Source organism: Telluria sp. RB2R28, assembly GCF_059685835.1.
This window is the reverse complement of record NZ_JCASIK010000004.1, coordinates 107330-132706: the sequence shown is the minus strand read 5'-3', so window position 1 is coordinate 132706 and position 25377 is coordinate 107330. Positions and strand designations below refer to the sequence as shown.

General features: G+C 64.3%; 21 protein-coding genes. 7 read left to right on the top strand and 14 right to left on the bottom strand.

Going from position 1 to position 25377, the window contains the following annotated elements:
• Window positions 1-64: 64 nt before the first annotated feature.
• Window positions 65-643, bottom strand: coding sequence for a histone (locus AC56LV_RS16275; RefSeq protein WP_499559110.1), 579 nt, complete (start codon window positions 641-643; stop codon window positions 65-67).
• Between AC56LV_RS16275 and AC56LV_RS16270 the strand changes: the two genes are divergently transcribed.
• The gene (locus tag AC56LV_RS16270; RefSeq protein ID WP_499559108.1) at window positions 612-1700 is read left to right on the top strand and encodes a hypothetical protein; all 1089 of its coding nucleotides are present in this window, start codon (window positions 612-614) and stop codon (window positions 1698-1700) included. The two genes, AC56LV_RS16275 and AC56LV_RS16270, sit on opposite strands and share 32 nt — an antisense overlap.
• A 512-nt stretch (window positions 1701-2212) precedes the next feature.
• Here the strand turns inward: AC56LV_RS16270 and AC56LV_RS16265 are convergent.
• The 3 genes from AC56LV_RS16265 to AC56LV_RS16255 all read right to left on the bottom strand — a co-directional run bounded on the left by AC56LV_RS16265 (window position 2213) and on the right by AC56LV_RS16255 (window position 5177).
• Window positions 2213-2632, bottom strand: coding sequence for a hypothetical protein (locus tag AC56LV_RS16265; RefSeq protein WP_499559106.1), 420 nt, complete (start codon window positions 2630-2632; stop codon window positions 2213-2215).
• Window positions 2633-2731: 99 nt separating this feature from the next.
• Window positions 2732-4441 (bottom strand): PQQ-dependent sugar dehydrogenase, encoded by a 1710-nt coding sequence (locus AC56LV_RS16260; protein WP_499559104.1) that lies wholly within the window; start codon window positions 4439-4441, stop codon window positions 2732-2734.
• A 52-nt stretch (window positions 4442-4493) separates the two neighbouring features.
• Entirely contained in the window at window positions 4494-5177 is a 684-nt protein-coding gene (locus AC56LV_RS16255) for a helix-turn-helix transcriptional regulator (protein WP_499559102.1), read from the bottom strand.
• A 74-nt stretch (window positions 5178-5251) separates the two neighbouring features.
• Here AC56LV_RS16255 and AC56LV_RS16250 point away from each other — a divergent pair, with 74 nt between their 5' ends.
• Window positions 5252-5677 (top strand): VOC family protein, encoded by a 426-nt coding sequence (locus tag AC56LV_RS16250; protein ID WP_499559100.1) that lies wholly within the window; start codon window positions 5252-5254, stop codon window positions 5675-5677.
• Window positions 5678-5757: 80 nt separating this feature from the next.
• Here the strand turns inward: AC56LV_RS16250 and AC56LV_RS16245 are convergent, their stop codons facing one another.
• The 6 genes from AC56LV_RS16245 to AC56LV_RS16220 all read right to left on the bottom strand — a co-directional run bounded on the left by AC56LV_RS16245 (window position 5758) and on the right by AC56LV_RS16220 (window position 14641).
• Window positions 5758-6864 carry a ribonucleotide-diphosphate reductase subunit beta gene (locus AC56LV_RS16245; RefSeq protein WP_499559098.1) on the bottom strand — a complete coding sequence of 369 codons (1107 nt, stop codon included), beginning with the start codon at window positions 6862-6864 and terminating at the stop codon, window positions 5758-5760.
• Between the two features lie 144 nt (window positions 6865-7008).
• On the bottom strand, window positions 7009-9957 hold the full coding sequence (locus AC56LV_RS16240) for a ribonucleoside-diphosphate reductase subunit alpha (protein ID WP_499559096.1): 2949 nt from the start codon (window positions 9955-9957) through the stop codon (window positions 7009-7011).
• Between the two features lie 496 nt (window positions 9958-10453).
• The gene (locus AC56LV_RS16235) at window positions 10454-11896 is read right to left on the bottom strand and encodes a sigma-54-dependent transcriptional regulator (RefSeq protein WP_499559094.1); all 1443 of its coding nucleotides are present in this window, start codon (window positions 11894-11896) and stop codon (window positions 10454-10456) included.
• A gap of 18 nt (window positions 11897-11914) precedes the next feature.
• Complete coding sequence (locus AC56LV_RS16230; protein ID WP_499559092.1) at window positions 11915-13576, bottom strand: sensor histidine kinase; 1662 nt, start codon at window positions 13574-13576, stop codon at window positions 11915-11917.
• Window positions 13577-13589: 13 nt separating this feature from the next.
• On the bottom strand, window positions 13590-13838 hold the full coding sequence (locus AC56LV_RS16225) for a PP0621 family protein (protein WP_499559090.1): 249 nt from the start codon (window positions 13836-13838) through the stop codon (window positions 13590-13592).
• The gene (locus AC56LV_RS16220) at window positions 13838-14641 is read right to left on the bottom strand and encodes a cytochrome C assembly family protein (protein WP_499559088.1); all 804 of its coding nucleotides are present in this window, start codon (window positions 14639-14641) and stop codon (window positions 13838-13840) included. Before AC56LV_RS16220 ends, AC56LV_RS16225 begins: the two co-directional genes overlap by 1 nt.
• A gap of 391 nt (window positions 14642-15032) precedes the next feature.
• Between AC56LV_RS16220 and ffh the strand changes: the two genes are divergently transcribed.
• Together ffh and AC56LV_RS16210 are read left to right on the top strand one after the other, a co-directional pair.
• On the top strand, window positions 15033-16400 hold the full coding sequence (ffh, locus tag AC56LV_RS16215; protein WP_482896243.1) for a signal recognition particle protein: 1368 nt from the start codon (window positions 15033-15035) through the stop codon (window positions 16398-16400).
• Between the two features lie 233 nt (window positions 16401-16633).
• Entirely contained in the window at window positions 16634-17038 is a 405-nt protein-coding gene (locus AC56LV_RS16210; protein ID WP_332532342.1) for an SWIB/MDM2 domain-containing protein, read from the top strand.
• 99 nt (window positions 17039-17137) lie between these two features.
• On the opposite strand, the gene AC56LV_RS16205 is transcribed toward AC56LV_RS16210, so the two are convergent.
• From AC56LV_RS16205 to AC56LV_RS16190, 4 genes are all read right to left on the bottom strand, one after another.
• Window positions 17138-18511 carry an alkaline phosphatase gene (locus AC56LV_RS16205; RefSeq protein ID WP_499559086.1) on the bottom strand — a complete coding sequence of 458 codons (1374 nt, stop codon included), beginning with the start codon at window positions 18509-18511 and terminating at the stop codon, window positions 17138-17140.
• A 16-nt stretch (window positions 18512-18527) separates the two neighbouring features.
• A complete protein-coding gene (locus tag AC56LV_RS16200) occupies window positions 18528-19985 on the bottom strand; it encodes an alkaline phosphatase (protein ID WP_499559084.1) in 1458 nt (485 codons plus the stop codon).
• Window positions 19986-20077: 92 nt separating this feature from the next.
• A complete protein-coding gene (locus tag AC56LV_RS16195) occupies window positions 20078-20701 on the bottom strand; it encodes a lytic transglycosylase domain-containing protein (RefSeq protein ID WP_499559082.1) in 624 nt (207 codons plus the stop codon).
• The gene (locus AC56LV_RS16190) at window positions 20701-22419 is read right to left on the bottom strand and encodes a proline--tRNA ligase (protein ID WP_499559080.1); all 1719 of its coding nucleotides are present in this window, start codon (window positions 22417-22419) and stop codon (window positions 20701-20703) included. The genes AC56LV_RS16195 and AC56LV_RS16190 overlap by 1 nt, the downstream gene beginning before the upstream one ends.
• Before the next feature lie 205 nt (window positions 22420-22624).
• Here AC56LV_RS16190 and AC56LV_RS16185 point away from each other — a divergent pair, with 205 nt between their 5' ends.
• The 3 genes from AC56LV_RS16185 (at window position 22625) to AC56LV_RS16175 (ending at window position 25377) form a co-directional block, all read left to right on the top strand.
• A complete protein-coding gene (locus tag AC56LV_RS16185) occupies window positions 22625-23260 on the top strand; it encodes an RNA pyrophosphohydrolase (RefSeq protein WP_499559079.1) in 636 nt (211 codons plus the stop codon).
• 90 nt (window positions 23261-23350) lie between these two features.
• The gene (locus AC56LV_RS16180) at window positions 23351-24877 is read left to right on the top strand and encodes an aspartyl protease family protein (RefSeq protein WP_499559077.1); all 1527 of its coding nucleotides are present in this window, start codon (window positions 23351-23353) and stop codon (window positions 24875-24877) included.
• Window positions 24878-24948: 71 nt separating this feature from the next.
• Window positions 24949-25377: a DUF1841 family protein gene (locus AC56LV_RS16175; RefSeq protein ID WP_183556282.1), complete on the top strand. Its 429-nt coding sequence runs from the start codon at window positions 24949-24951 to the stop codon at window positions 25375-25377.

Sequence of the window (25377 nt, the reverse complement as noted above, 5' to 3'; positions counted from 1 at the left end):
GTGCCTGAAGCGCGCCCCACTTGCCATGCTGCGCAAGACGCGCGGCAGGCAGGGACGTTCGCGGTTACGGACGGCTGCTGGTCGGGAATGGCCAGGCGGTTGGCGCGATCACGCTTTTTGCTGGCGTGGCTGCTGACGCCGCCGGTGCGGCTGCAGGCGTGTCGCCCGCTTTCGCGTCAGCCGCTGCCGGCTTGGTCGCTGCCTTCTTGGCGGCTGGCTTCTTCGCTTCCGGCTTGGCGTCGGCCTTGCTGTCCGCTTTCACGTCCGCTTTCACGTCTGCTTTCGCATCGGCTTTGACGTCGGCTTTCGCGTCGGTGATGATTTCCGGCTTGGTGTCGGCTTTGATGTCGGCCTTCGTGTCCGGCTTTGCGGCAGCTGGCTTGGTGGTGGCCGGCTTGGCGGCGACGGTCTTGGTCGCAGCGGTCTTGGCGACAGCTGGCTTGGCCGTGGCCGTGGCCGTTTTTGTAGCAGCGGTTTTGGTAGCAGCGGGCTTGGCAGCAGCAGGCTTGGCAGCAGCAGTCGTGGTCGCAGCAGCTTTGGTCACAGCTGGTTTGGCGGCGGCGCTGGTGGTGGTCGCTTTTTTCGCGGCTGGCTTGGCAGCAGCGGTCTTGGTGACGGCCGGTTTGGCTGCGGTTTTGGTCACCGTTGCTTTTTGCGCTGCCGGCTTTGCCGTTGCTTTGGTCGTGGCCGCTTTTTTGGCGACTGGCTTGGCGGCTGCCTTGCTGGTGCCCGCTTTTTGGGTGACCGGCTTGGCTGCAGCTTTGGTCGTCGTTTTAGCGGCCGGCTTGGCGGTGGTTTTCTTTACTGCCGGCTTGGCTGCTGATTTAGCGGTCGACTTGGCCGGCGATTTAGCTGCCGTCTTGGTGGTCGATTTAGCAGTCGACTTGGTGGCCGATTTAGCGGTCGACTTGGTAGCCGATTTGGCCGTCGATTTAGTAGCGGCCTTGGCCGACGTTTTCGTGGCTGCAGGTTTGGCTGCTGGTTTGGCTGCTGCTTTCTTTGCGGCCGGCTTGGCTGCAGGTTTCGCTGCTGCTTTCTTTGCCGCTGGCTTGGCTGCCGGTTTGGCGGCTGCTTTCTTCGCTGCGGGCTTGGTTGCTGCTTTAGCCGCTGGCTTGGTTGCTGCTTTAGCCGCTGGCTTGGTTGCTGCTTTAGCTGCTGGCTTGGTTGCTGCTTTAGCCGCTGGCTTGGTTGTTGCTTTAGCTGCCGGCTTTACTGCGGACTTGGCAGCGACTTTCTTGGTTGCCGGCTTCGCTGCAGTTTTAGCGACGGCTTTCTTTACCGTTGGCTTTGCTGCAGTTTTGGCGACGGCTTTCTTTACTGCCGGCTTTGCAGACGACTTGGCGGTCGATTTAACTGCGGTCTTGGCAGCAGTGGTTTTGGTTGCCGTGGTTTTGGTTGCAGCGGTCTTGGTTGCAGTGGTTTTCTTTGCAACAGGTTTCGCGGCGGTTTTCGTCGCTGGCTTGCTCACTGCGCGGGCTGCCGGTTTGGCTGCTGCCTTGGCAGTGGTTGCCTTGGCAGTGGTTGCCTTTGCCGTGGTGGCCTTGTTGGTGGCGGCCTTGGTCGCGGCTTTTTTCGCGACTGGTTTCTCTGCTGCAGCCTTTGCGGTCGACTTCGTCGTGGACGAAGGCGCGCTCTTCACTGCTGCCTTTACAACTGTTTTTTTAGCGGTTGCCATTTTAATTCTCCTTCATCTGCGATGAGAAATACGCTCAGGGTTTAAAACCCGCCAGGTCGTTGTTGACCGGCGAGTTATTCATCGACGCAAACCGAAGATCGATATGCGTCAATGAATCCGGCACCGGCTGAACTGCTGCAACTCCTCACAGTTGCAGCGCTTCAGCCAACGTCGACAGGCCACCGTTCCAGCGTCGTCACAGCGCTACCCTTGCGGGTGCGAAAAGAAAAAGCCGCCTTGCCTGAGCAATTGGTCAGGCAAGGCGGCTTGTTCTTTTCGCTTCGCTTCCGTGCATACTGTTTGGTTCAGCGCCCTATTATTCGATCGATTTGCCCGATGCCCGCGACAATATCACATCTTCTCGATTTGACAAATTCAATCGCGTAAAGGACGTACTTTCTTTGTGTGTGCGCAACCGGGAATCGGAAACAAGGCGCGCAATATGGCCAGTCAAATAAGCAAGCGCGCCTGAATTGACGGGGATTCTGCAAATGGCGCCGGATTCACACGCGCCTTTCAACCCAAGGTTGAATCGATTCACAGATCGAACGGTCCGAACCAATAGATACTGTCGATCACGCCGCCGCGTTTGGCAATATAAGCCAGTCGAGTTTGGCAATTGACGAATACCGAATGGAACGAGCCATCCAGTTGCCGCGCCATTCGCTCCACCGGGTGGCTGCCGAGCGGCACCAGATAGACGGAGCGCGGCGCCGCATCCGCCGGCGCGCCGGCCAGGGGTGCGACCGCCATCTCTTTCGCCACCAGATTGAAACCGTGCTTGGTGGCGCGGGCGCGCGCGCCGTCGTCCAGCGCCAGGCACGCCGCATCGCGCGGCGCGCCGTCCACGTAGTCTTCGAGAACCAGTGTCTGCTTGACCGCCGTGGGTGGTGTGCCGGCGCAGCCAGCCAGCAAGGCCGCGCCACAAAGGGCCAGCTTGAGCGTATGCGAATTCATGAAAGTCCCCTACCAATAGTAGATCACCATCCTAGCGCATGCGCGGTCGCTTGTGCACGCGCGTGTCCACCCGCGTGCCACTCCCGTGTCCAGGTTGCGTCAGCGCCCCGGCGCCACGCGCCACAGCGTGCCGCCGGCATCGTCGACCACCAGCAGCGCGCCATCGCGTGCGACTTCGACTGCGGCCGGCCGGCCCCACACATCGCGGTCGCTGACCACCATGCCGCTCATGAAGTCCTGGTACTGCCCGGTGGGCACCCCGTTCTTCATGAACACGCGCACGACCTTGTAGCCGGTGCGCACGCCACGGTTCCACGAGCCGTGCAGCGCCACGAACACATCGCCCTCGTACTCCTTCGGGAACGCACTCGTCGCACCTTTGGGCGCGTGATACGCCACCATGCCCAGCGGCGCCGAGTGGGCCTGCAGCAGCACGTCCGGGGTGATCGTCTTGCCCTTCAGGTCGGGCCGGTGACCTGCCAGGCGCGGGTCTTCGTTGTCGCCGATGTAGTACCACGGCCAGCCATAGAAGCCGCCCTGCTTCACGCGCGTGAGGTAGTCCGGCGGCAGGTTGTCGCCCAGCGCATCGCGCTCGTTCACATTGCACATGACGTCGCCCGTGGCCGGCAGCACCAGCAGACCCACGCAGTTGCGCAGGCCGGTCGCGAAGGTGCGGCGGTTCTTGCCGTCCGGGTCGAACGCCATCACGGTGGCGCGGTCCGTCTCGACGCCCCAGGCGCCGCCCACGCCGTGCTGGCGCTCCCACTGCGCCAGCGGCACGGGCGGCGTACGACCGATGTCGGCCGCGACGTTGGTGGCCGAACCGATCGACAGCAGCAGCGTCTTGCCGTCCTTCGAGAATGCCAGCGTGCGCGTCGTGTGCCCGCCACTGGTCTCGGACAGTTCGGCAATCACGACCTCCGGCGCGGCGCGTGCCGTCAGGTCGCCATTGCGGTACGGGATGCGCACCACCGAATTGACGCCGGCCACATACAGATACTGCGGATTGGCGCCGCTCGGCCAGAACGCCATGCCATACGGACGCGCGAGGCCAGTGGCAAACACGCCGGCGCTGTCGGCCTTCTTGCCATCGCGCGAGCGCAGCACCTTGATCGCGCCGGCACCGGTCGCGGCCAGGAACACGTCGCCATTCGGCGCGCGCAGCGCCACGCGTGGCTTGTCGGCGTCCTGCGCGAACACGCTGACCGTAAAGCCGGGCATCACGGTCGGCAGCGTGCCGTTGGGCCGCGCCTGCACGCGCGCGCTGTTGCCGGCGCTGTCCGTCGCAAACGGCGCAGCCAGGTCGGTCGGCTTGATGTGCCAGATCTTGCCGGGCTGGTTTTCGGTCCAGGCACCGGCGCGGGAGGCAGGTTGTGCATCGGCCTTCGCAAGCGCTGGCGCGGCAGCAACAGCTGCAGCCCCCTGCAGGCTGGCCAGGTAATCGATCAGCGCGCCGCGCTGTTTTGCGTCCGGCACGCCGACCGGCATGGTCGTGCCAGGCACGCGTTTGGCCGGGTCGAGCAGGAACACGTCGAGTTCGTCGCGCGTCCACACGGTGCCGCTCGCGCCGGCCTTGGCCAGCGCCGCCGAATAATTGAACCCGGCGACACCCGCCGCCTTGCGCCCGACAACGCCGAACAGGCCCGGGCCAGCCAGCTGCGCCATCCCGGTATCGACTGTGTGGCAGCTGGCGCAGTTGTTCTGGAAGATGGTGCGGCCGGCGGCTACCTGAGGCGCAGCGTGGGCGACTGAGACTGTCGCCAGGCCGGCGAGCATGAGGGCGTGCAGCAGCGGGGTGCGGGAATTCAAGGGTGTCTCCTGGTCAGGCTTGAAAGACCGCCATCATAGGGTATGCGCGCCGTTACGTCGCGTCGAGAATCGCCTGGTAGTCGCGCAACAACGCTGCCCGCCGCGGCCGAAAGCTCGCGCCCGTTGGCGCGAGCGCCGCGATGCGCTCGGCGCGGAACATGCGAAAGTCCTCGCGCAGGCAGCAGCGTGCCAGCACGACCAGCATCCCGTCGAGATACACGATGGCGAGCGGCCAGATGGTGCGCGTGCTGGCCGCGCCGTGGCGGTCGCGGTAATCGATCGCCAGCGCTTCTTCGCGCCAGCAGCAGGCGCGGATCGTGGCCATGTCGGGCAGGCTGGAAAAGCGCTGACCGAAACGGTGGACCTGCGACACCGCATGCAGCAGGTGCTGCTGGCCAAGCGACGGCAGGGTCGCGGCCACCTTGGCCAGTACCGCGTTGGCCGCACTGGCCAGCGCCGGGTCGCCCATCTGCCGTACTTCGGCCATGCCGAGTGTGAGCGCTTCGATCTCGATGCGGCTGAACGTGTGCGGGCGCAGCGTGCCGTCGTCCACCAGCGTGTAGCCAAAACCGCGCTCGCCGCCGATCTCGGCGCCGCCCGCGCGCAGGGTCTCGATATCGCGATAGACCGAGCGTACCGAGACGCCGGTGTCGTGCGATAGCTGCGCTGCCGTGACGGGGGGCGGCAGGCGGCGAAGTGCATCGAGCAGGCGAAACAGGCGCTGTGGGCGGGACATCGGCAACTGACAAAAAGTGACAGGAGGGATTGCTATCGTAGCACCTGTCTTCCAACCCTCATCAGGAGTTCTTCATGTCCGTTCAGGCAGTCACCCATCTCAACTTCCAGGGCCAGGCGCGCGCCGCGCTGGCCTTTTATCAACAGGTCTTTGGCGGCCAGCTGATGCAGTTCACTTACCGTGACGCGGGCCGCACCGCAAACGAGGCAGACCTGGACCTGATCGTCTGGGGCCAGGTCGAGGCGCCCAACGGCTTTCGCATCATGGCCTTCGATGTGGCGGGTGACAAGCCGTGGCACCAGGGAGAAAACGCGTTCTACGTCTCGCTGCGCGGGGACACGCAGGAGGAAATCCAGGCCCTGTGGGACAAGCTGGTCGACGGTGCGGCGATAGTGCAGCAACTCGCGCCCTCCAGCTGGTCACCGATGTACGGCATGGTGAAGGACCGGTTCGGCATCGCGTGGGTGGTCGATGTGGTGGAACACGCCCGCGTCGCCTGACGCGCAACAACAAAAAAGCCCGGCTGATCCAACGCCGGGCTTTTGTTCGTGGCTGACGCAGGGCGATCGACGCCCCCGCATCAATCCCAGCTCAGCGTGCCGCCGGTCTGGTACTCGGTCACGCGCGTCTCGAAGAAGTTACGCTCTTTCTTCAGGTCGATCATTTCGCTCATCCACGGGAACGGGTTTTCTTCGTTCGGGAACAGCGGCTCGAGGCCGATCTGCACCGCGCGGCGGTTGGCGATGAAGCGCAGGTAGCCCTTGAACATCGGGGCGTTCAGGCCCAGGACGCCGCGTGGCATCGTGTCTTCGGCGTAGCGGTATTCCAGGTCGACAGCTTCGAGGAACAGGGCCTTGATCTCTTCGCGGAATTCCGGCGTCCACAGCTGCGGGTTTTCCATCTTGATCGTGTTGATCAGGTCAATGCCGAAATTCACGTGCATCGATTCGTCGCGCAGGATGTACTGATACTGCTCGGCAGCGCCGGTCATCTTGTTCTGGCGGCCCAGCGCCAGGATCTGCGTGAAGCCCACGTAGAAGAACAGGCCTTCCATCAGGCAGGCGAAGACGATGATCGACTTGAGCAGCTTCTGGTCGTTCTCGGTCGTGCCGGTCTTGAATTCAGGGTCGGTCAGCGTGTCGATGAACGGGATCAGGAACTGGTCCTTGTCGTGGATCGATTCGATTTCGTTGTAGGCGTTGAAGATCTCGGCTTCGTCCAGGCCCAGCGACTCGACGATGTACTGGTAAGCGTGCGTGTGGATCGCTTCCTCGAATGCCTGGCGCAGCAGGTACTGGCGGCACTCGGGGGCCGTGATGTGGCGGTAGGTGCCCAGCACGATATTGTTTGCGGCGAGCGAGTCAGCCGTCACGAAGAAGCCCAGGTTGCGCTTGACCAGGCGGCGCTCGTCTTCCGACAGACCGTTCGGGTTCTTCCACAGCTCGATGTCGCGCTGCATGTTCACTTCTTGCGGCATCCAGTGGTTCGCGCAGCCGGCCAGGTACTTGTCCCATGCCCATTTGTACTTGAATGGCACGAGCTGGTTCACGTCGGTCTGGCCGTTGATGATGCGCTTGTCGTCGGCATTGACGCGTTTTGCCACTTCGGCGGCAGGTGCAATGGCAAGGCCGGCGTCGGCTTGCGGAGCGCTTGGCGCGCTGGTTGGTTCGTCGTCCCAGTTAAGCATGGTGGTCCCTTCTGTGGTGCGCTGGCGCAGCGACTGCGGCCCGGGCACGTTGATGCATTGGTTATTCGTGTTGTCGGCGACTGGCGCCGTTGTACTTGCTGGAGGGCGAGCCGGCCTTGCAGGGGGCTCGCCTCCTTTACTTCATTACTGGCAGGCTTCGCATTCCTCGAAACCGTCGTCGCCCGGACGCAGATAGCAGGCGGCGCCGTCTTCTTCGGTCGCTGCTGCTGCCGTATTGGCCGCCGGTGCCGGCGCCGGAGCAACTGGCGCTTTCTCGCCAGCCGACAGGCCACCGGACAGGCCGCCCGAGACCGACACGGCGTTCAGCGCGCCGGTGCGGGTGGTCGACTTTTCCAGGTGCGTCGCGGCGATCGTGCGCAGGTAATACGTGGTCTTCAGACCGCGCAGCCAGGCCAGCTTGTAGGTTTCGTCCAGCTTCTTGCCCGATGCGCCGGCCATGTAGATGTTCAGCGACTGGGCCTGGTCGATCCACTTCTGACGGCGCGACGCAGCGTCGACCAGCCACTTCGGCTCGACTTCGAATGCCGTTGCGTACAGGTCGCGCAGGTCTTGCGGTACGCGGTCGATTTTCGACAGCGAGCCGTCGAAGTACTTCAGGTCGGCGATCATGACTTCGTCCCACAGGTCGCGTGCCTTCAGGTCGCGCACCAGGTACGAGTTGATCTCGGTGAATTCACCCGACAGGTTCGACTTCACGTACAGGTTCTGGAACGTCGGCTCGATACAGGCCGAGACGCCGATGATGTTCGAGATCGTCGCGGTCGGGGCAATCGCCACGCAGTTCGAGTTGCGCATGCCGAACTGCTTGATGCGCTCGCGCACCGGAGTCCAGTCCATCTTCGACGACGTGTCCTGCTCCAGGTACTGGCTGCCACGTTCGTCGGCCAGCAGCTGGATCGAGTCCTGCGGCAGGATGCCGCGGTCCCACAGCGAACCGGTGTAGGTCTCGTAGCGGCCGCGCTCTTCGGCCAGTTCGGTCGACGCCAGGTAAGCGTAGTAGCAGACCGCTTCCATCGACGTGTCGGCGAACTGCACCGCCCGGTCGGACGAGAACGGGATGCGCATCATGTGCAGGCAATCCTGGTGGCCCATCACGCCCATGCCGACCGGACGGTGGCGCAGGTTCGAATTGCGCGCTTTTTCGACGGCGTAGTAGTTGATGTCGATGACGTTGTCGAGCATGCGCATCGCGGTGCGGATCGTCTTTTGCAGCTTGACGTGATCCAGGCCATCGCCCTTCATGTGCTGCGGCAGATTGACCGAGCCCAGGTTGCAGACGGCGATTTCATCGGCGCTGGTGTTCAGCGTGATCTCGGTGCACAGGTTCGACGAGTGCACGACGCCCACGTGCTGCTGTGGCGAGCGGATGTTGCATGGGTCCTTGAACGTGATCCATGGGTGGCCGGTTTCGAACAGCATCGACAGCATCTTGCGCCACAGGTCGAGCGACTCGATCTTTTTGAAGACGGCCATTTCGCCGCGCTCGGCCTTGGCTTCGTACGCCAGATAGGCTTGTTCGAAGGCCTTGCCGGTCAGGTCGTGCAGGTCAGGCGTCTCGGATGGCGAGAACAGCGTCCAGTGCGACTTTTCCATCACGCGCTTCATGAACAGGTCGGGAATCCAGTTCGCCGTGTTCATGTCGTGGGTGCGGCGGCGGTCGTCGCCCGTGTTCTTGCGCAGGTCGAGGAACTCTTCGATGTCGAGGTGCCAGGTTTCCAGGTAGGCGCAGACAGCGCCCTTGCGCTTGCCGCCCTGGTTGACCGCGACGGCCGTGTCGTTGACCACTTTCAGGAACGGGACCACGCCCTGCGAGCGGCCGTTGGTGCCCTTGATGCGCGAACCGAGTGCGCGCACTGGCGTCCAGTCGTTGCCCAGACCGCCGGCAAACTTCGACAGCAGCGCGTTTTCCTTGATGGCGTCGTAGATGTCTTCCAGATCGTCACCGACGGTGGTCAGGTAGCACGACGACAGCTGCGAACGGCGGGTGCCCGAGTTGAACAGGGTCGGGGTCGAGCTCATGAAGTCGAACGACGACAGCAGGCTGTAGAACTCGATGGCGCGCGCTTCGCGGTCGTCTTCACGCAGGGCCAGGCCCATTGCCACGCGCATGTAGAACGCCTGCGGCATTTCGATGCGCACATCGCGCACGTGCAGGAAGTAGCGGTCGTACAGGGTTTGCAGGCCGATGTAGCCGAACTGCAGGTCGCGGTCGGCGACGATGGCCTTGGCCAGGCGCTCGAGGTCGTACTTGCCCAGTTCTTCGTCGAGCAGCTCGTTGGCGATGCCCTTGGCGATGTATTGCGGGAAGTAGGTCAGGTATTCGGCGGCGGCGCCGGCTTGCGCCACTTCGCGGCCGAAGACTTCCTTGCGGATCGTGTGCAGCAGGATGCGGGCGGTGACCTGGCTGTAGGCCGGGTCTTTTTCCATCAGCGCGCGCGCAGCCAGGATGGCCGATTTGTGCAGCTCTTCGACTGGCACGCCGTCGTACAGGTTCTTCATGGTCTCGGCCAGGATCGCGTCGGCGTCGACGTGCTTTTCGAGGCCGGCGCAGGCGGCGCCGATCAGGTTGATGACGGTGTTGATGTCGAGCAGGCGGCGCTCGCCGCCATCGACGATGTGGATCTGCGGTGCGACGACGGCGCCACCGCCACCAGCGGCTTCTTTCGCGGCGCGGCGCTCTTCCATGCGCTTGGCGCGGTAGAGCACGTATTCACGCGCGACATCGTGTTCGCCCGAACGCATCAGCGACAGCTCGACCTGGTCCTGCACGTCCTCGATGTGGAACGTGCCGCCGTTCGGCTGGCGACGCACCAGCGCGGTGACGACGTTGTTGGTCATCTGCTCGACCAGCTCGCGGATGCGCGCCGAGACGGCGCCCTGGCCACCGGCGATTGCCAGGAAAGCCTTGGTCATCGCGACCGAGATCTTGTGCGGCTCGAACGCCACCACCGAACCGTTGCGGCGGATGACGCGGTAGTCGCCACGGGCGACGATGTCGGCCGGGGTGGCCCCGGCGGGCGCCGATCCTGGGGTTACATGTTGGTTGATCGAACTATTCTGTGCTGTTTGCATTGCGCCTCCAGGAGCGGTCGGACCGCCGTTGTTTACGTGGCAACCGTCTTGCCGTAGTGCGCAAACCCGGTCCGTCAACAAATTAAAAAACGATGCCCTGCCAGCCGGTGGCCTGTGGTGGCAAACCAGAGAAGCAGGGTAAGAATCAGTAAATAATGCGTGTCGACAAGTGCTTAATTAACCGATCGATGGATAAGTTTGTGTGCAACTTGTGGACAACGCATGAACAACTTGCCGCAGCCTGCAATCCTGGTGCCTTTTCAGTCACTACCACTATATCTAGTGCCGGGCGTTGATATCAGACTAATTGTAGTACCTCGTTTGCGGTACAGGCAAGCAAATAAATGTCCAAAATTTTCAGTTTTATCGCGTGCGAGCCTTGACTTTCGAGAGTCGCCATAAGGACGGGGAGTACGCGGTAAGCGACTACTAACCTTAAAAAACTGTGGGGAAATGACCGGGCGTGCGGGACCGCCGCCCGGCTGCAGAGCAGCCGTCAATCGTCCGGCGCGCTGATATCCAGCTTCTGCATCTGGTAGCGCAACTGCCGGACACTGATGCCGAGCAGGCTGGCGGCCTGGGTCCGGTTGAACTGGGTTTGCTGCAGGGCGCGGCCGATGATGTCGCGCTCGACCTGCTCCAGGTATTCGGGCAGGTTGCCGGGCAATTCGGCGGGACCGACGCCCGGCGGCGCCGATACCGTTGGCGCGACCGGCGCGGCCGGCGCGACTGGCGCCGCGGCAACGGGCGGTGCAACCGCCGGCGGGGCCAGTTCCGCCCGGGCCGGTTCGATCGGCCGCGCCGCCTTGAGCGACAGGTCGCCCACCTCGATCACGCCATCGTTGGCAAACGCCAGCGCCCGCTCCAGCACGTTTTCCAGCTCGCGCACATTGCCGGGGAACGAATATGCCCGCAGCGCGTCCAGCACCCCGGCCCCAAGCGTGGCCTGCCCTGCCCCGGCCAGGCGCTGCAGGATGCCGTTCACCAGCGGCGCCAGATCGTCCAGCCGCTCGCGCAGCGGCGGCAACCCCAGCTCGATCACGTTCAGCCGGTAGAACAGGTCTTGCCTGAACTTGCCCGTCTCGACGCAGCGCGCCAGGTCCTGGTGCGTCGCGCTGATGATGCGCACGTCCACCGGCTCCTCGACCGTCGCGCCGATCTTGCGCACGCGCCGCTCCTGGATCGCGCGCAGCAGTTTCACTTGCATCGCCAGCGGCAGGTCGGCCACCTCGTCGAGCATCAGCGTGCCGCCGTTGGCCGCCTGGAAGAAGCCGTCGCGCTCGTCGGACGCGCCCGTGAACGCCCCCTTGCGGTAGCCGAAAAATTCGGCCTCCATCAGCGTTTCGGGAATCGCGCCGCAGTTCACGGCAATGAACGGTTTCGCGGCGCGCGAGCTCTGGGCGTGGATTTCGCGCGCGGCCAGCTCCTTGCCGCTGCCGGATTCGCCCGTGATCGAGATCGGCGCCATCGAGCGCGCCAGGCGGGCGATCTGGGCCCGCAATGCCGCCATCGCGGGCGAGCTGCCGATCATGCGCGAGTCGGGCGCAGTGTCGTCACCCGCCGCCGCGCTTTCGGATTGCTTGAGCGCCGCGCGCACCATCACGCGCAGCGCGTCCAGCGCCACCGGCTTGGCGATGTAGTCGAACGCGCCGGCCTTCAGCGCCACCACCGCGTTTTCGGCGCTGCCGTAGGCGGTGATCACGGCCACCGGCGTGCCCTTGCCGGAGGCACCGATTTCGCGCACCAGTTCGAGGCCCAGGCCGTCCGGCAGGCGCATGTCGGTCAGCACCAGCGCGTAATCGCGCTCGTCGAACAGCGCGCGCGCCTCGCGCAGTGTGGCGGCGCTGTCGACGTCCAGGCCCATCTTGAGCAGCGTGATCTCGAGCAGCTCGCGCAGGTCGGCCTCGTCGTCGAGCACCAGGACGCGTGGCGCGCTCATGACGGCTCCCCGGCCACGTCAGGCAAGGGCAAAGGTGATGACAAAGCGGCCACTGGCCTTGCGCGGGCCCAGCGCGGACGGGTCGAACCGGTATTCATAATCGAGTTTCGCATCGTTGTTGAGGCACAGTTCGCGCGCCAGGTAGAGTCCAAGGCCGGTGCCCTTGCTCGAGGTGGTATAGAACGGCTCGAACAGGTGGTCGCGCACTTCGGGCGTGATGCCGGGGCCGTCGTCCTGCACGTGCAGCTCGCGCCGTCCGGCCGCGTCGCGCGCAGGAAAGATGCGGATGCTGGCCGGCTGGCGGCTGGCATAGCGCACCGCGTTGTTCAGCAGGTTAAGCAGGACTTCGTGCAGGTGCAGCGGATCGAAGCGCACCGCGCTGCCGCCCGGATCGCCGATATAGACTATATCACCGGCCAGGCCGTGGATTTCGCAGAACTCGGCCTTGAGCTGTTCGAGAAACGCGCCCAGCGGCACCGGCTCGCCGTTGGGCTGGGCCTTGCGCGAGAGCTGCAGGATGTCCTCGACCATGCGGTTCACGCGCGCGACGTTATCGCCGACGATTTTCAGCAGCCGCACTTCGGCCGGGCTGTGCAGGTCTTCGGCCAGCAGCGCCGTCGCGTGACCGATGGCCGACAAGGGGTTGCGGACCTCGTGCGCGATGCTGGCGGTCAGGCGTCCCATCGACGCCAGCTTGAGTTGCTGCGCCTGGTTTTCGATGGCGCTCACGTCCTGCATGAAGATCACGCTGCGGCTACCGCCCTCACCCACTGCATCGGCCGGCGCGGCGACGCGGGCAAAGCGCAGCTTGACGTGCACCGGCTGGTCGCGCCGGCCGCGCACGTCGCCAGCGCCATCGCCTTCGCGGTAGGGCTTGACGGTGACGAAGGCGGTGTCGTTCTCGGGCGCGGCGAGCCAGGCATTGAACGCTTCGGCCAGCGGCTCGAACGCCGGCGCCGCGTTCAGCAGGAAGCCCGACGTGTCGGCCTGCAGCCCAAGCATGCGGCGCGCCGCCGGGTTACCTGTAAACACTGCGCCGTCGGCGCCCACCACCAGGATGCCGTCGCCCACGTCGGCGATCACGATTTCATTGATCGCCTGCTGGATGCGCAGGTCGGCGCCGCGCTGGGCTGCCAGTTCTTCCTGTCCCAGCAGGCGCGCGGCCATGCGGTTGGCCACCAGCACGGCGGCGAAAAAGGCTGCGCCAAACAGGCCCGCCTGCATCAGCGGCGGATCGAACCCTTCGACCAGTTGCCATACGCTCAGGCCGAGCAGGAACAGCGTGGCCACCGCCGCCGCGAACAATGCCAGCAGCAAGGGCGCGAGGATCGCAGCGCCGGCCAGTGGAAACAGATACAGGATGCCAAGGCCGCTGCGCAAGCCGCCGGCGGCCAGGTACAGCAGCGAAATGACCAGGAGGTCGAGCGCGACCTGCACGCCGAGCTGCACCAGGAAGCGGCGCTGTCGGCGCGCGGCGAGCGAAAACACCAGCGCCATGATGGCGTAGCCCAGGCAGATCTGGGCAACCTGCTGCGTGATGCGCAGCACGCCGTTCTCGAAATCGACACCGAAATACAGCAGCAGCACCAGCGCGATGACGATGCGCGTGAGCGTGAAGGTCTGCAGCGAGCGCCACAGGGCGACGCGCGCTTCGGGCGACAGGATGCGGCGTTGCGTCAAGGCCGGCCTGCGCCTACGGCGGCGGCAGGCGCACGTGGCCTGGCGAACAGTAGTCGTGGCCGTCGGCGCGCACCGATTCGGACGCCGGGAAGTACATGCCACAGTGGGAACATTGGGCCATCGCTTCGATCTGCACCGGCGCCTTGGCCGCGCCGGGGCGCGCCTGCGGCGGTACGGCCGCACGTTTGCTCATGGCGCGCAGCTTGTTGCGCACCGCGAAGACGACGAGGGCGATGAAGGCAATCCAGAATAATAGTCGCATCAGATGGTTCCCCGGTGCAGGATAACTTCAAGCACGAAACGGCTGCCGACATAGGCCAGCGCCAGCGTGGCAAACCCGGCCAGCGTGAAGCGCAGCGCGGTCTTGCCGCGCCAGCCTTGCCAGCGGCGCCCCGCCAGCAGCGCCGCAAACAGCGCCCACGACAGCAGTGCGAACACGCTCTTGTGGTCGAGCAGCAGCGGCCTGCCGAACACCTGTTCGGAGAACACGAAGCCCGACAGCACCGTCAGGCTGAGCAGGACGAAGCCGATCCAGATCACACGGAACAGGAGTTTTTCCATGGTGAGCAGCGCCGGCAGCTGGTCGAGCGCGGCGCCAAAGCGGCCACCACCGGCGGTGCGGGTATGCAGCCGCGCTTCTTGTAACGCCATCAGCACGGCGTGGAAGGCGGCAATGGTCAGGGTGCTGTAGGCCAGTACCGCGACCGCGATATGCCAGCCAAAGGCCGGCGACTTGCCGGCCAGCGGTGTCAGGGTGCCGGGGAACAGCAGCGGCAGCAGCGCGGCCACGGCGGCGAACGGCATCACCAGGCGGCGCATCCCGTCGAGGGCGAAATTGCGGTTCTCGAGCCAGTAGGCGGCCACGGACACCCACAGCGCGGACGAGAGCATGATGGCGAAACCGACGCGCAGCCGGCCCGGCACCATCACGTCCATGCCGAGCGAGACGCCGTGCAGCGCCCACGCGCCGGCCGTCACGGCCGAGATGGCAGGCGCGCGGCGCGATGGCAGCAGGGCGCATACCGCGTACAGGAAAGCCGCGGCAAGGAAGAGGAAATTCTGCATAGCGGGAGTCTACACCATTGCATGATGTCGCCGTGGGGTGGGCGGTTTTTCCATCCACGCAGTAATGGTTTGCCACCATATCATCCGGCACGCGAGCGGCGCCGGTAACGATCACCGCGTGGAAGGCAGAGCCTTCCACCCTACGTAGGGTGGGCGGGTTCCCCGCCCACGCGGTGATAGTTAGCAGTCAGATCATCCGGCACGCGAGCGACGCCGCCCACGCTTTCCTCCCGCGCAAAACGCCACGGTTTGCTGAAAAAATGTGCGCCTGCCACCCGCCGGAAGAACCACCGGCACCTGCGCAAGGTAAAATGCCGCTTTGGCGGCGCTCGCCCACCGGCATTTCGCTCGGGACCGCGCGTCCGATGTGCCCTTACTAATTAGGTTGAACATGCTAGATAACCTCACCCAACGCCTTGCCAAGGTCGTCAAGACCATGCGCGGCGAGGCACGCCTCACCGAGGCGAACACTGCAGAGATGCTGCGCGAAGTGCGCATGGCCCTGCTCGAGGCCGACGTGGCGCTGCCGGCAGTGCGTGAATTCATCGCCAAGGTCAAGGAAAAAGCCCTCGGCGAAGAAGTCGTCGGCTCGCTCAGCCCGGGCCAGGCGCTCGTCGGCGTGGTGCAAAAGGAACTGGCGGCCCTGATGGGCGCCGACCTTGGCCCCGAGGCCAGCCAGCTCTCGTTCGCCCAGCAACCGCCGGCGATCATCCTGATGGCCGGTCTGCAGGGTGTCGGTAAAACCACCACCACCGGCAAGCTGGCCAAGTACCTCAAGGAACAGAAAAAGAAGAAGGTCTTGACCGTCTCGGCCGACGTGTATCGCCCGGCCGCGATCGCGCAGCTAGAATCGGTGACCAAGCAGGTCGGCGCCGACTTCTTCCCGTCGACCGCCAACGACAAGCCGGTCGACATCGCGCTGGCCGCGCTGGACTGGGCCAAGAAGCATTACCACGACGTCCTGATCATCGATACCGCGGGTCGCCTCGGTATCGACGAAGCGATGATGCAAGAGATCGCGGCGGTGCACGCCGCAGTCAACCCGATCGAAACGCTGTTCGTCGTCGACGCCATGCTGGGCCAGGATGCGATCAACACCGCCAAGGCGTTCAACGACGCCCTGCCCCTGACCGGCATCGTGCTGACCAAGCTCGATGGCGACTCGCGCGGCGGTGCGGCGCTGTCGGTGCGGCACGTGACGGGCAAACCGATCAAGTTTGCCGGTGTCTCCGAAAAACTCGATGGCCTCGAAGCCTTCGATCCGGCCCGCATGGCCAACCGCGTGCTGGGCATGGGCGACATCCTGGCGCTGGTCGAAGAAGCGCGCAAGGGCGTCGATGCCGAAGCGGCGGCCGAACTGGCCAACAAGATCAAGGTCGGCGGCCGCTTCGACATGAACGACTTCAAATCGCAGCTGACGCAAATGAAAAAGATGGGCGGCATGGCCGGCCTGATGGACAAGCTGCCGGCCCAGTTCCAGCAAGCCGCGGCAGGCGCCAACATGGGCCAGGCCGAGAAGTCGGTGCAGCGCATGGTCGGCATCATCGATTCGATGACTCCGCTCGAGCGCGCGAAACCCGAACTGATCAAGGCCAACCGCAAGCGCCGCATTGCGGCCGGCGCCGGCGTGCAGGTGCAGGAAGTCAATCGCATGCTCAATCAGTATGACCAGATGCAGACGATGATGAAAAAGCTCAAAGGCGGCGGCCTGATGAAGATGATGCGCGGGATGAAGGGCATGATGCCCGGCATGCGCTAATCCATCGTTTTCCGCCCGCAGAACCGCGCAAAGTATCGCTTTGCGCGGTTTTTTTACGCCCCTTGTCGGCGTTTTATCGTTCCCGTGCGTTGTTGTGTGCGATAGCACCCATTTAGCCGCTTATCAGAGTGAAAAAGTTTGGAAAAAGACTTGCACGAACAGTAAAACGCTACCAATATAGGCGTGCGATAAATTACGCATTTTTCCATGTGTTCGTTTTAGGAGGCTCGAAGATGGCAACAGCCAAAAAAACCACTGCAGCACCAGCAAAAAAAGCAGCTGCCAAGCCTGCTGCAGCGGCCAAGCCCGCAGCAAAAAAGGCAGCAGCACCAGCAAAAGCAGCCGCTAAAACGGCTGACAAATCGGCCGACAAGCCAGCAGTTGCACGCAAGCCAAACGCCGCGTTCATGAAAGCCATGACCCCGTCGGCCACGCTCGCTGCAGTCGTTGGCGACAAGCCGCTGCCACGCACCGAAGTGACCAAAAAGGTCTGGGATTACATCAAGTCGAAAGACCTGCAAGATCCGGCAAACCGTCGCATGATCAATGGCGACGACAAGCTCAAAGCAGTCTTCGGCGGCAAAGAGCAAGTGTCGATGTTTGAAATGACCAAACTGATTTCGGATCATCTGAAATAAGTTCAGGTTATATTCACTCGGCGTCTCGCTGATTAAAAAAGCCCCGGATTCAAACCCGGGGCTTTTTGTTATTCAGGTGTAAATAACCTGAATCTGAACTTACAAGCCGCCGGCAGCCTTCATCAGTTCGAACACGCGGGTATTCTCCATCGTGCCTTTGAATGACGCCGAGCCGGCGCCAGTCGCATACAGTTTCACGTCGCCGCCGCCATGGGTTTCGGACGACTTGTGCACGCCCGTCTCCTGGTGGTAATCGTCGCCCTGCGCGATCACGCCATCGACATCGGCGCGCACGTCCGGGCGATTCGGGCCGTTGCCAAACACCAGCGTGGTGAACGTCTTGCCGTCTGCATCCTTCTTCGGCTCGCCCGTCGCGTAGTCGCGCACGATATCCAGGATCGGGTTGCCGCGCTTCGGGTAGCCGTTGATCTGCATCGTGTGGTCATGGTCGGCGGTGAGCACGATCAGCGTGTTCTGCAGGCCCGGATCGATCGCGCGCATGCGCTCGATTGCCAGTTGCAAGGCGTCGTCGAACGCCACCGTCTCTTCCAGCGCGTGCTTGGCGCGCGTGTCGTGCAGCGCGTGGTCGATCTTGCCGCCTTCGACCATCAGGAAGAAGCCGTTCGGATTGGTCGACAGCAGGTCGATCGCCTTGCCCGTCATCTCGGCCAGCGTCGGCTGCTCGGGACGGCGCTGGTACGCATAATCGAGGTGGCTGCTAGCACTGTAGATGCCAACGAACTTGCGCCCCGCCTTGGCCGACATCATGCCGGCGCGGGTGCCCGCCACGTAATAGCCGGCGCCGGCAAATTCGGCCATCAGGTCGCGTCCGTCGGGCCTGCCCTTCGGATTGAGCGCCGCGTCGCGTGGCGTGAAATGATTGCGCCCGCCGCCCATCAGCACATCGACGCCATCGCCCAGCGCCGCGTTATAGCCGACGCCACCCGGCACAAGCTGCTGCGCGATCGTGTAGGCCGCATCGCGGCTGCAGGTGTGCGCGAAGGTCGATGCCGGCGTGGCGTGCGTCAGTTCAGTGGTGGTGATGGCGCCCGTGGCGCGGCCCCGGGCCTTGGCCAGCTCCAGGATCGTCACGGCAGGCGTGCCGTTGTTCGGGCCGCACTGGTCGACGCCGTCTTTGGTCGGGTTGATCGTGCGTGCGCCGGCCTGCGAGATGACGTCGTTATTGAGCTTCATGCCGGTCATGTACGAGCCCATCGACGGCGCGCTGTCGGTGGTCTGGTAATCGAGCGAATAGGTCTTGATGCGCGCGGTGCGCTCCATCAGGCGCTCGAAGTGCAGCAGGCTGTCTTCGCCGCCGCGGTAGATGCGGGCGGCGGTGGTGACGGACGGGCCCATGCCGTCGCCAAGGAAGAAGATGATGTTCTTCGCTTTTTGCTGGGCCGAAGCCGTTGCCGGCAGCGCTGCGCCAAAGGCGGCGGCCAGCAGCAGCGGGAGAATGCGTCGTGAAGTCATGGTGGATTTCTCGTGCTTACAGACCGGCTGCGGTCTTGATCAGATTGAAGACGCGCGTGTTGTCGATGGTCCCGCGAAACAGCTCCGCGTTCGCGCCGGCCGCGCCCAGGTAGACGTCGCTGCCGCCATGCGTCTCGGCGCCCGCGCGCGTGCGCACGACCGCTTGCTGGTGGTAGTCGTCGGCCGTCACGACGGCGTCGGTCAGCGGCGTGGTGCGCCCGCCCTGGTGGCGATTCTCGCCCGTGCCGAAGCCGATGATCGTGTACGGCATGCCCTGGCTGTCGAGCGTCGGCTTGCCGTCGGCCGTGCGCACCAGGCCCAGTACACCCGGGTTGGCAGGTGTGGTCTTGCCGGTGCGCGCTGCATAGCCGTTCAGCAGCAGTGTGTGGTCATGGTCGGCGGTGGCGACGATCAGCGTGTTTTTCAGGCCCGGGTCGAGCGCTTCCATCCGCTCGAGCGCGGCCTGCAACGCGGCGTTGTACGTCACCGTCTCCTGCAGCGCGCGCTTGCCAAGCGTCGCATGCAGCGCATGGTCGATCAGGCCGCCCTCGACCATCAGGAAGAAACCACCACGGTGCGGCGCCAGCAGGTCGATCGCCTTGGTCGTCATGGCCGGCAGCGCCGGTTGGCGCGCGGCGTCGCGGATCGCGTCGAAGTCCATGTGGTTGGCGGCGAACAGGCCCACGACCGGCGCGCCCGGCGTCAAGGCATTGAACCCGGCGGTGTCGCCCACGACCCGGAAGCCCTTGGCCTTGAACTCGGCCTGCAGGTCGCGGTTGTCGGCGCGCTTGCCGCCACGCGCGAACGGCGTGAATTGCTGCGCGCCGCCGCCGAACAGGACGTCCAGGCCATTGGCGCCCAGCGCCCCGTTGTAGCCGGCGCCGCCGGGCACCAGGCTGGCGGCGATGTCGGTTTCCAGCCTGCGGTGGCAGGCATGGGCATAGGTCGCGGCCGGGGTGGCATCGGTCACGCTGGTATTGGTGACCACGCCCACGGCCATGCCGCGCTTGCGGGCCAGTTCGAGCAGCGTGACGGCCGCTTCGCCATTCTCGCAGCGGCTCACCAGGCTATTGCCGTTGGCGTCCCTGGCAGGGGCGATCGAGCGCGTGCCGGCCGACATCGAGATCACGCCGTTGTTCTGCTTCACACCCGTCATGTAGGCGGCCATCGAAGCGGCGCTGTCGGTGACCTGCGCATCGTTGGAGAAGGTTTTCACGAACGCCGATTCGGGCAGGCGGTCAATCGCCAGCTCGCCCTCTTCGCCGGCGGCAAAGATGCGCGCGGCAGTCAGCGTGTTGACGCCCATGCCGTCGCCCAGGAAGAAGATGATGTTCTTTGCGCGCTGGTCGACCGGGTTGGCCGTCAGGGCCGGGGTCGCGGTCGCAGTCGCGGTCGTAGTCGAGGCAGGTGGCGTGGCCGCGCAGCCGGTGAGCGCCGCCAGCAGTGCGCCAGCGGTGAAAAGAATGGGTCGCATGCAGTCCTCACTGGGGAAAGCGGGAAGTCTACACTGCGTCGATGACGGCGTGGTGGATTGCTATGTTAGGGTTTTGTACAAGGCAGGATGCTTCACACCCCGGGCTTGAATTCCCAGTTCTTCCACGCGGCCAGCACCGCATTCGGGTATTTGGGCTTGCCCCGGCTGCCGTTGTAGCGGCCCAGCGCCAGGTACAGGTCGCCCCGCTCCATGTCGATATACATGCGCAGGATCGCGCAGCCATAGCGCAGATTGGTCTGCATGTGGAACAGGCGGCGGCGGTCGCCGTCGCCGATTGCCTTGGTCCAGAACGGCATGACCTGCATGTAGCCGCGCGCGCCGGCAATCGAGATCGCATACTTGCGATAGGCCGACTCCACCTGGATCAGGCCCAGCACCAGTCCCGGATCGAGCCCCGCGCGCGTCGCTTCATACCACGCGGTCTCGAGAAACTCGGTGCGGGTCTGGACGTCGGGCAGGCGCTTGGCCAGGCGCGGCGACATCTGGTCGAACCACGCCTGGTAGCGCGCCCGCCCCGCCTCGGTGCGGAAGGTCGGGCGCGGCGGACGCGCGTCGGCGATGGCGTTGGCCAGCGCCAGGCGCACCGAATCCGACAGCGCTTCTTCTTTCTGGTTGCCGGCATGCGCCGGCGCCGCCAGACCGAAGGCCAGCGCCAGCAGCACGCCTCCGATCCGGGAGGCCAGGCGCAACGCCATCACTTGCCCAGCTTGGCCTTGATGAAGCCGACCATATCGCCGACAGCCACGCCGCTCGCTTCTGCATCGCGGCGGCCCTGGTATTCGAGGTTGCCTTCTTTGAGGCCACGCTCGCCGATCACGACGCGATGCGGCACGCCGATCAGTTCCCAGTCGGCGAACATCGCGCCCGGACGCAGGCCGCGGTCGTCGACGATGACGTCGATGCCGCTTGCCGCCAGCGACGCATACAGCTGCTCGGTGGCGTCCTTGACCATCTCGCTGCGGTCCATCCCCATCGGGCACAGCACCACTTCGAACGGCGCCAGCGCGTCCGGCCAGACGATGCCCTTGTCATCGAAGTTCTGCTCGATCGCCGCGCCCAGGATGCGGGTCACGCCGATGCCGTAGCAGCCCATCTGCAGCGGCGCAGGCCGGCCGCCGTCGTCCAGGAAGGTCGCGCCCATCGCCTGCGAATACGCGGTGCCTAGCTGGAACACGTGGCCCACTTCGATGCCGCGCTCGATCGCCAGCACGCCCTTGCCATCTGGCGACGGGTCGCCTTCGACGACATTGCGCAGGTCGGCCACGATTGGCTCGGGCAAATCGCGGCCCCAGTTCACGCCGATGTGGTGGAAGTCTTCTTCGTTCGCGCCGCAGACGAAATCGGCCATGTTGGCGACCGTGCGGTCGGCCACGACGGTGACTGGGAGCTTTGTGCCGACCGGGCCAAGGTAGCCCGGCACGGTGCCGAACACCTCGAGGATTTCGGCTTCGGTCGAGAAGCGGTGGCCGGCCAGGCCCTCGACCTTGCCGACCTTGATCTCGTTGAGTTCATGGTCGCCGCGCAGCAGCAGCACCCAGTAGCTCTTCTTGCCGTCGTTTTCGGTAGTCAAAGCGATGGTCTTGACGGTCTGCGCCAGGTTCACGCCCAGGAGCGCAGCGACGGTCTCGCACTTGGTCGTGCCCGGGGTCGGGGTCTTGGTCAGCGTCTGCGTGGCAGCGCCGCGCTCGCCGCTGGCCACGGCTTCGGCCGCTTCCATATTGGCCGCGAAATCGGACGTCGGGCAGTAGACCAGCGCATCTTCGCCAGTGCTGGCGATGACGTGGAATTCGTGCGAGCCCGTGCCGCCGATGGCGCCGTTGTCGGCCGCCACCGCGCGGAACTTCAGGCCGAAGCGCGTGAAGATGCGGGTGTAGGCGTCGAACATGGTCTGGTACGACGTCTGCATGCCGGCGACATCGCGGTCGAAAGAATACGCATCCTTCATCGTGAATTCGCGGCCGCGCATCAGGCCGAAGCGCGGACGGCGCTCGTCGCGGAACTTGGTCTGGATGTGATAGAAGTTCACCGGCAGCTGGCGATACGACTTGATCTCGCTGCGCACGACGTCGGTGATGACTTCTTCGGACGTCGGCTGGATCGCGAAGTCGCGGCCATGGCGGTCTTTCACGCGCATGAGCTCATCGCCCATCTTGTCCCAGCGGCCTGTTTCTTGCCACAGTTCGGCCGGCTGCACGAGCGGCATCAACAGTTCGATACCACCAGCGCGATTCATTTCTTCACGGACGATCGCTTCGACCTTGCGGATGACGCGCAGCCCGACCGGCATATACGTATAGATGCCGGAACCCAGGCGCTTGATCATCCCGGCGCGCATCATCAGCTTGTGGCTGACGATCTCGGCATCGGAAGGCGCTTCTTTCAGAGTAGAAATAAAAAATCGTGAGGCACGCATATCTGTGAATTCTTTTTAAAAAGAGAGGGTTATAATCGACCTAATTTTAAAGGATTAGCCGGCTGATGCGTCCAATCTTTCTACAAACAGGGTCCGGAACCAGCATCATCGACCGCGCAAGCGGTGCGGAAACCCCATGGGCGTAAAAATACGTAAGTAAAAACATAAGGGAACGTCCGCCGGCAGAAAGTATCGAGGTGCACTTATGCTCGACCGTGAAGGGTTTCGGCCCAACGTCGGCATCATCCTGCTGAACGCTAACAACGAGGTCTGGTGGGGCAAGCGGGTGCGAGAGCACTCATGGCAATTTCCTCAAGGGGGAATCAAGTACGGCGAAACACCCGAGCAGGCAATGTACCGCGAGCTCGAGGAAGAAATCGGTTTGCGTCAGGAGCACGTCAAGATCGTGGGTCGCACCCGCGACTGGCTGCGCTATGAAGTGCCCGATCACTTCATCAAGCGTGAAATTCGCGGGCATTACCGTGGCCAGAAGCAGATCTGGTTCCTGCTGCGCATGGTCGCGCGCGACAACGAAGTCAATCTGCGCCTGACCGACCACCCCGAATTCGACGCGTGGCGCTGGCACGACTACTGGGTGCCGCTCGATGTCGTGATCGAGTTCAAGCGCGACGTCTACCAGCGCGCGCTACAGGAACTGTCGCGCTTTCTGAGCTGGCCGGCCAAGGGCCAGCACGGCGAGCGGCGCCACAGCGCGCGCTATCTGCGTCAGCCGCATGGCCGCGCGCAGCCTGGCGCCAAGGCAGGGCAGGAGCTGCTCGGGGCGGCCGGGCCGGGCAATCCGGCGGCGCCCGATGCACTGGTGCTGGCGCCGAACAAGTAGGCTGTAGCGATCGGAAGCGGCGCAGGCCGCTTCTCGATTTCATGCTTAAAGCATTGCTTTGATAGCAATATTCGCCGGTACAATGGTGGCATGAGCCCACTTATCCGTCACCTGCGTTTGCTGCTATTGCTACTCGCCGCGCTGACAGCGGCGCCTGCTGCCCATGCCTGGCAGAACACGCCGGCGCGCTGCCAGCTGAGCCTGTTGACCACCCTCCCCATACGGTACACCGGCCCGAGCCTGAGCCTCACGCTCGAAGGCCGGATCGACGGGTCTCCGGCCGACATGCTGATCGACACCGGCGCGGCCGGCAGCATCCTGACGCGCACCGCGACCGAGCGCCGCGGCCTGGCACTGCGCTCAACCGATGCACTCGCAAGCGGTATCGGCGGCGTTTCGCGCATTTACACGACGCGCATCAAGGAATTCAAGGCCGGACCGGCGTCGATCACGAATAGCCGCGTGAACGTGCTGAGCGACTTCGGCACCGCGCCATCGTTCGACGCCATCCTGGGCGCCCCGTTCCTGCTCCAGTCCGACCTCGAGATCTCTCTGGCGACCAAGGAAATCAAGTTTTTCAAACCGACCAACTGCGACAATGCGGTGCTGTCGTACTGGGACCATGACGCGGTACAGATCCCCTTCAAATGGCGGTCGGCCGGGCGCGACAATCCCCAGTTCAAGGTACTGCTGAATGGGAAAGAAGCAACGGCGATCATCGATAGTGGCGCCTCAACCACAGTCATCACGTACCGGGCGGCCGAAAAGGCGGGCCTGAAGATGGATGCGCCCGGTGTCGAACAGGCAGTTGCGACAGGCGGGGTGGGTTTGAAGCGCATCGCGCGCTGGAACGCGACGCTGGGCACGCTGCAGATCGGCCGCGAGACCATTGAAAACGCCGACGTCGGTGTGATCGCCGCGGACGATTTCGATGCCGACGTGATCCTGGGCGCCGATTTCCTGCGCTCGCACCGTGTATTGTTCGCCATGAGCCAGAAGAAGCTGTATATCAGCTACGTCGGTGGCGATGCGCTTGGCCAATGGCGCCGCATCGAGCCCTGGTTGCAACAGGAAGCCGACGCCGGCAACGGTGACGCCCAGATGATGGTGGCATCGATGCATGGCCGCGGAAACGGCGTCCCCCTGGACAAGGTACAGGCGCATGCCTGGGTCGACAAGGCAGCGGCCGGCGGACATCCCCGCGCCAATCTGATGGTCGGCGCGCGTCTGGTCAAGGAACGGCGCTACGCCGAAGCAGCCGTGCGAATCAGGCAGGCGCTGGACCGCCTGCCGGCCGATCGCAGCGGCGCACTGCTGCTGTACACGGCGCGCATGCACAACGGTGACACGGCGCTGGCGCGGCGCGAACTGGAAGCCACGTTCAGTCACGACACCGATGAATGGCCAGGGCCACTCGCCGATTTCTATCTTGGCAAGATCGATGAAGACAAACTCATGCAGCTGACCGTTGCCGCGCCCGACCCCTCGGTACAGCGCATTTGCCAGATGCACTTTGCGATCGCCGAGGGATACCTCTTTGCGGGCGATACCGAACGCGAGAAACTGGCGCGGGAGAAAGAGGCTGTCTGCCGCCCGGCGCCCACGTCCACGCCCTGAGAGCCGGCCCCGCGCCGGACCGGCGGCTGCGCTACAATGCCCGCTCTCCCCTTTTTTCGCCCCCTCCTGCCATGTTCACTCCGTCCTCGCACGACGTGCGCCGCTTTTTCTGCGACGCCTATCGCAAGCAACGCAATGGCGAGATCCTGACGCCGATGGACGCCATCGCGGCCGACTGGATCGTGCAGCATCCCGAATACCACGACCAGTTCGAGGACATCGAGGCGGCAATCGCGCGCGACTATTCGGTCGAAGGCGGCAAGCCCAATCCGTTCTTGCACCTGTCGATGCACCTGTCGATCGCCGAGCAGATCTCGATCGACCAGCCGCGCGGCATCCGCGCCGCGCATGACATGCTGGTGGCCAAACGTGGCGAGCACGATGCCCACCACGAAATCATGGAGTGTCTGGGCGAGATGATCTGGGCCTCGCAGCGGGGCGGCGTGCCGCCCGATACCGAGGCGTATATCGAGTGCGTGCGGCGCCGCGCGTTTGCCTGA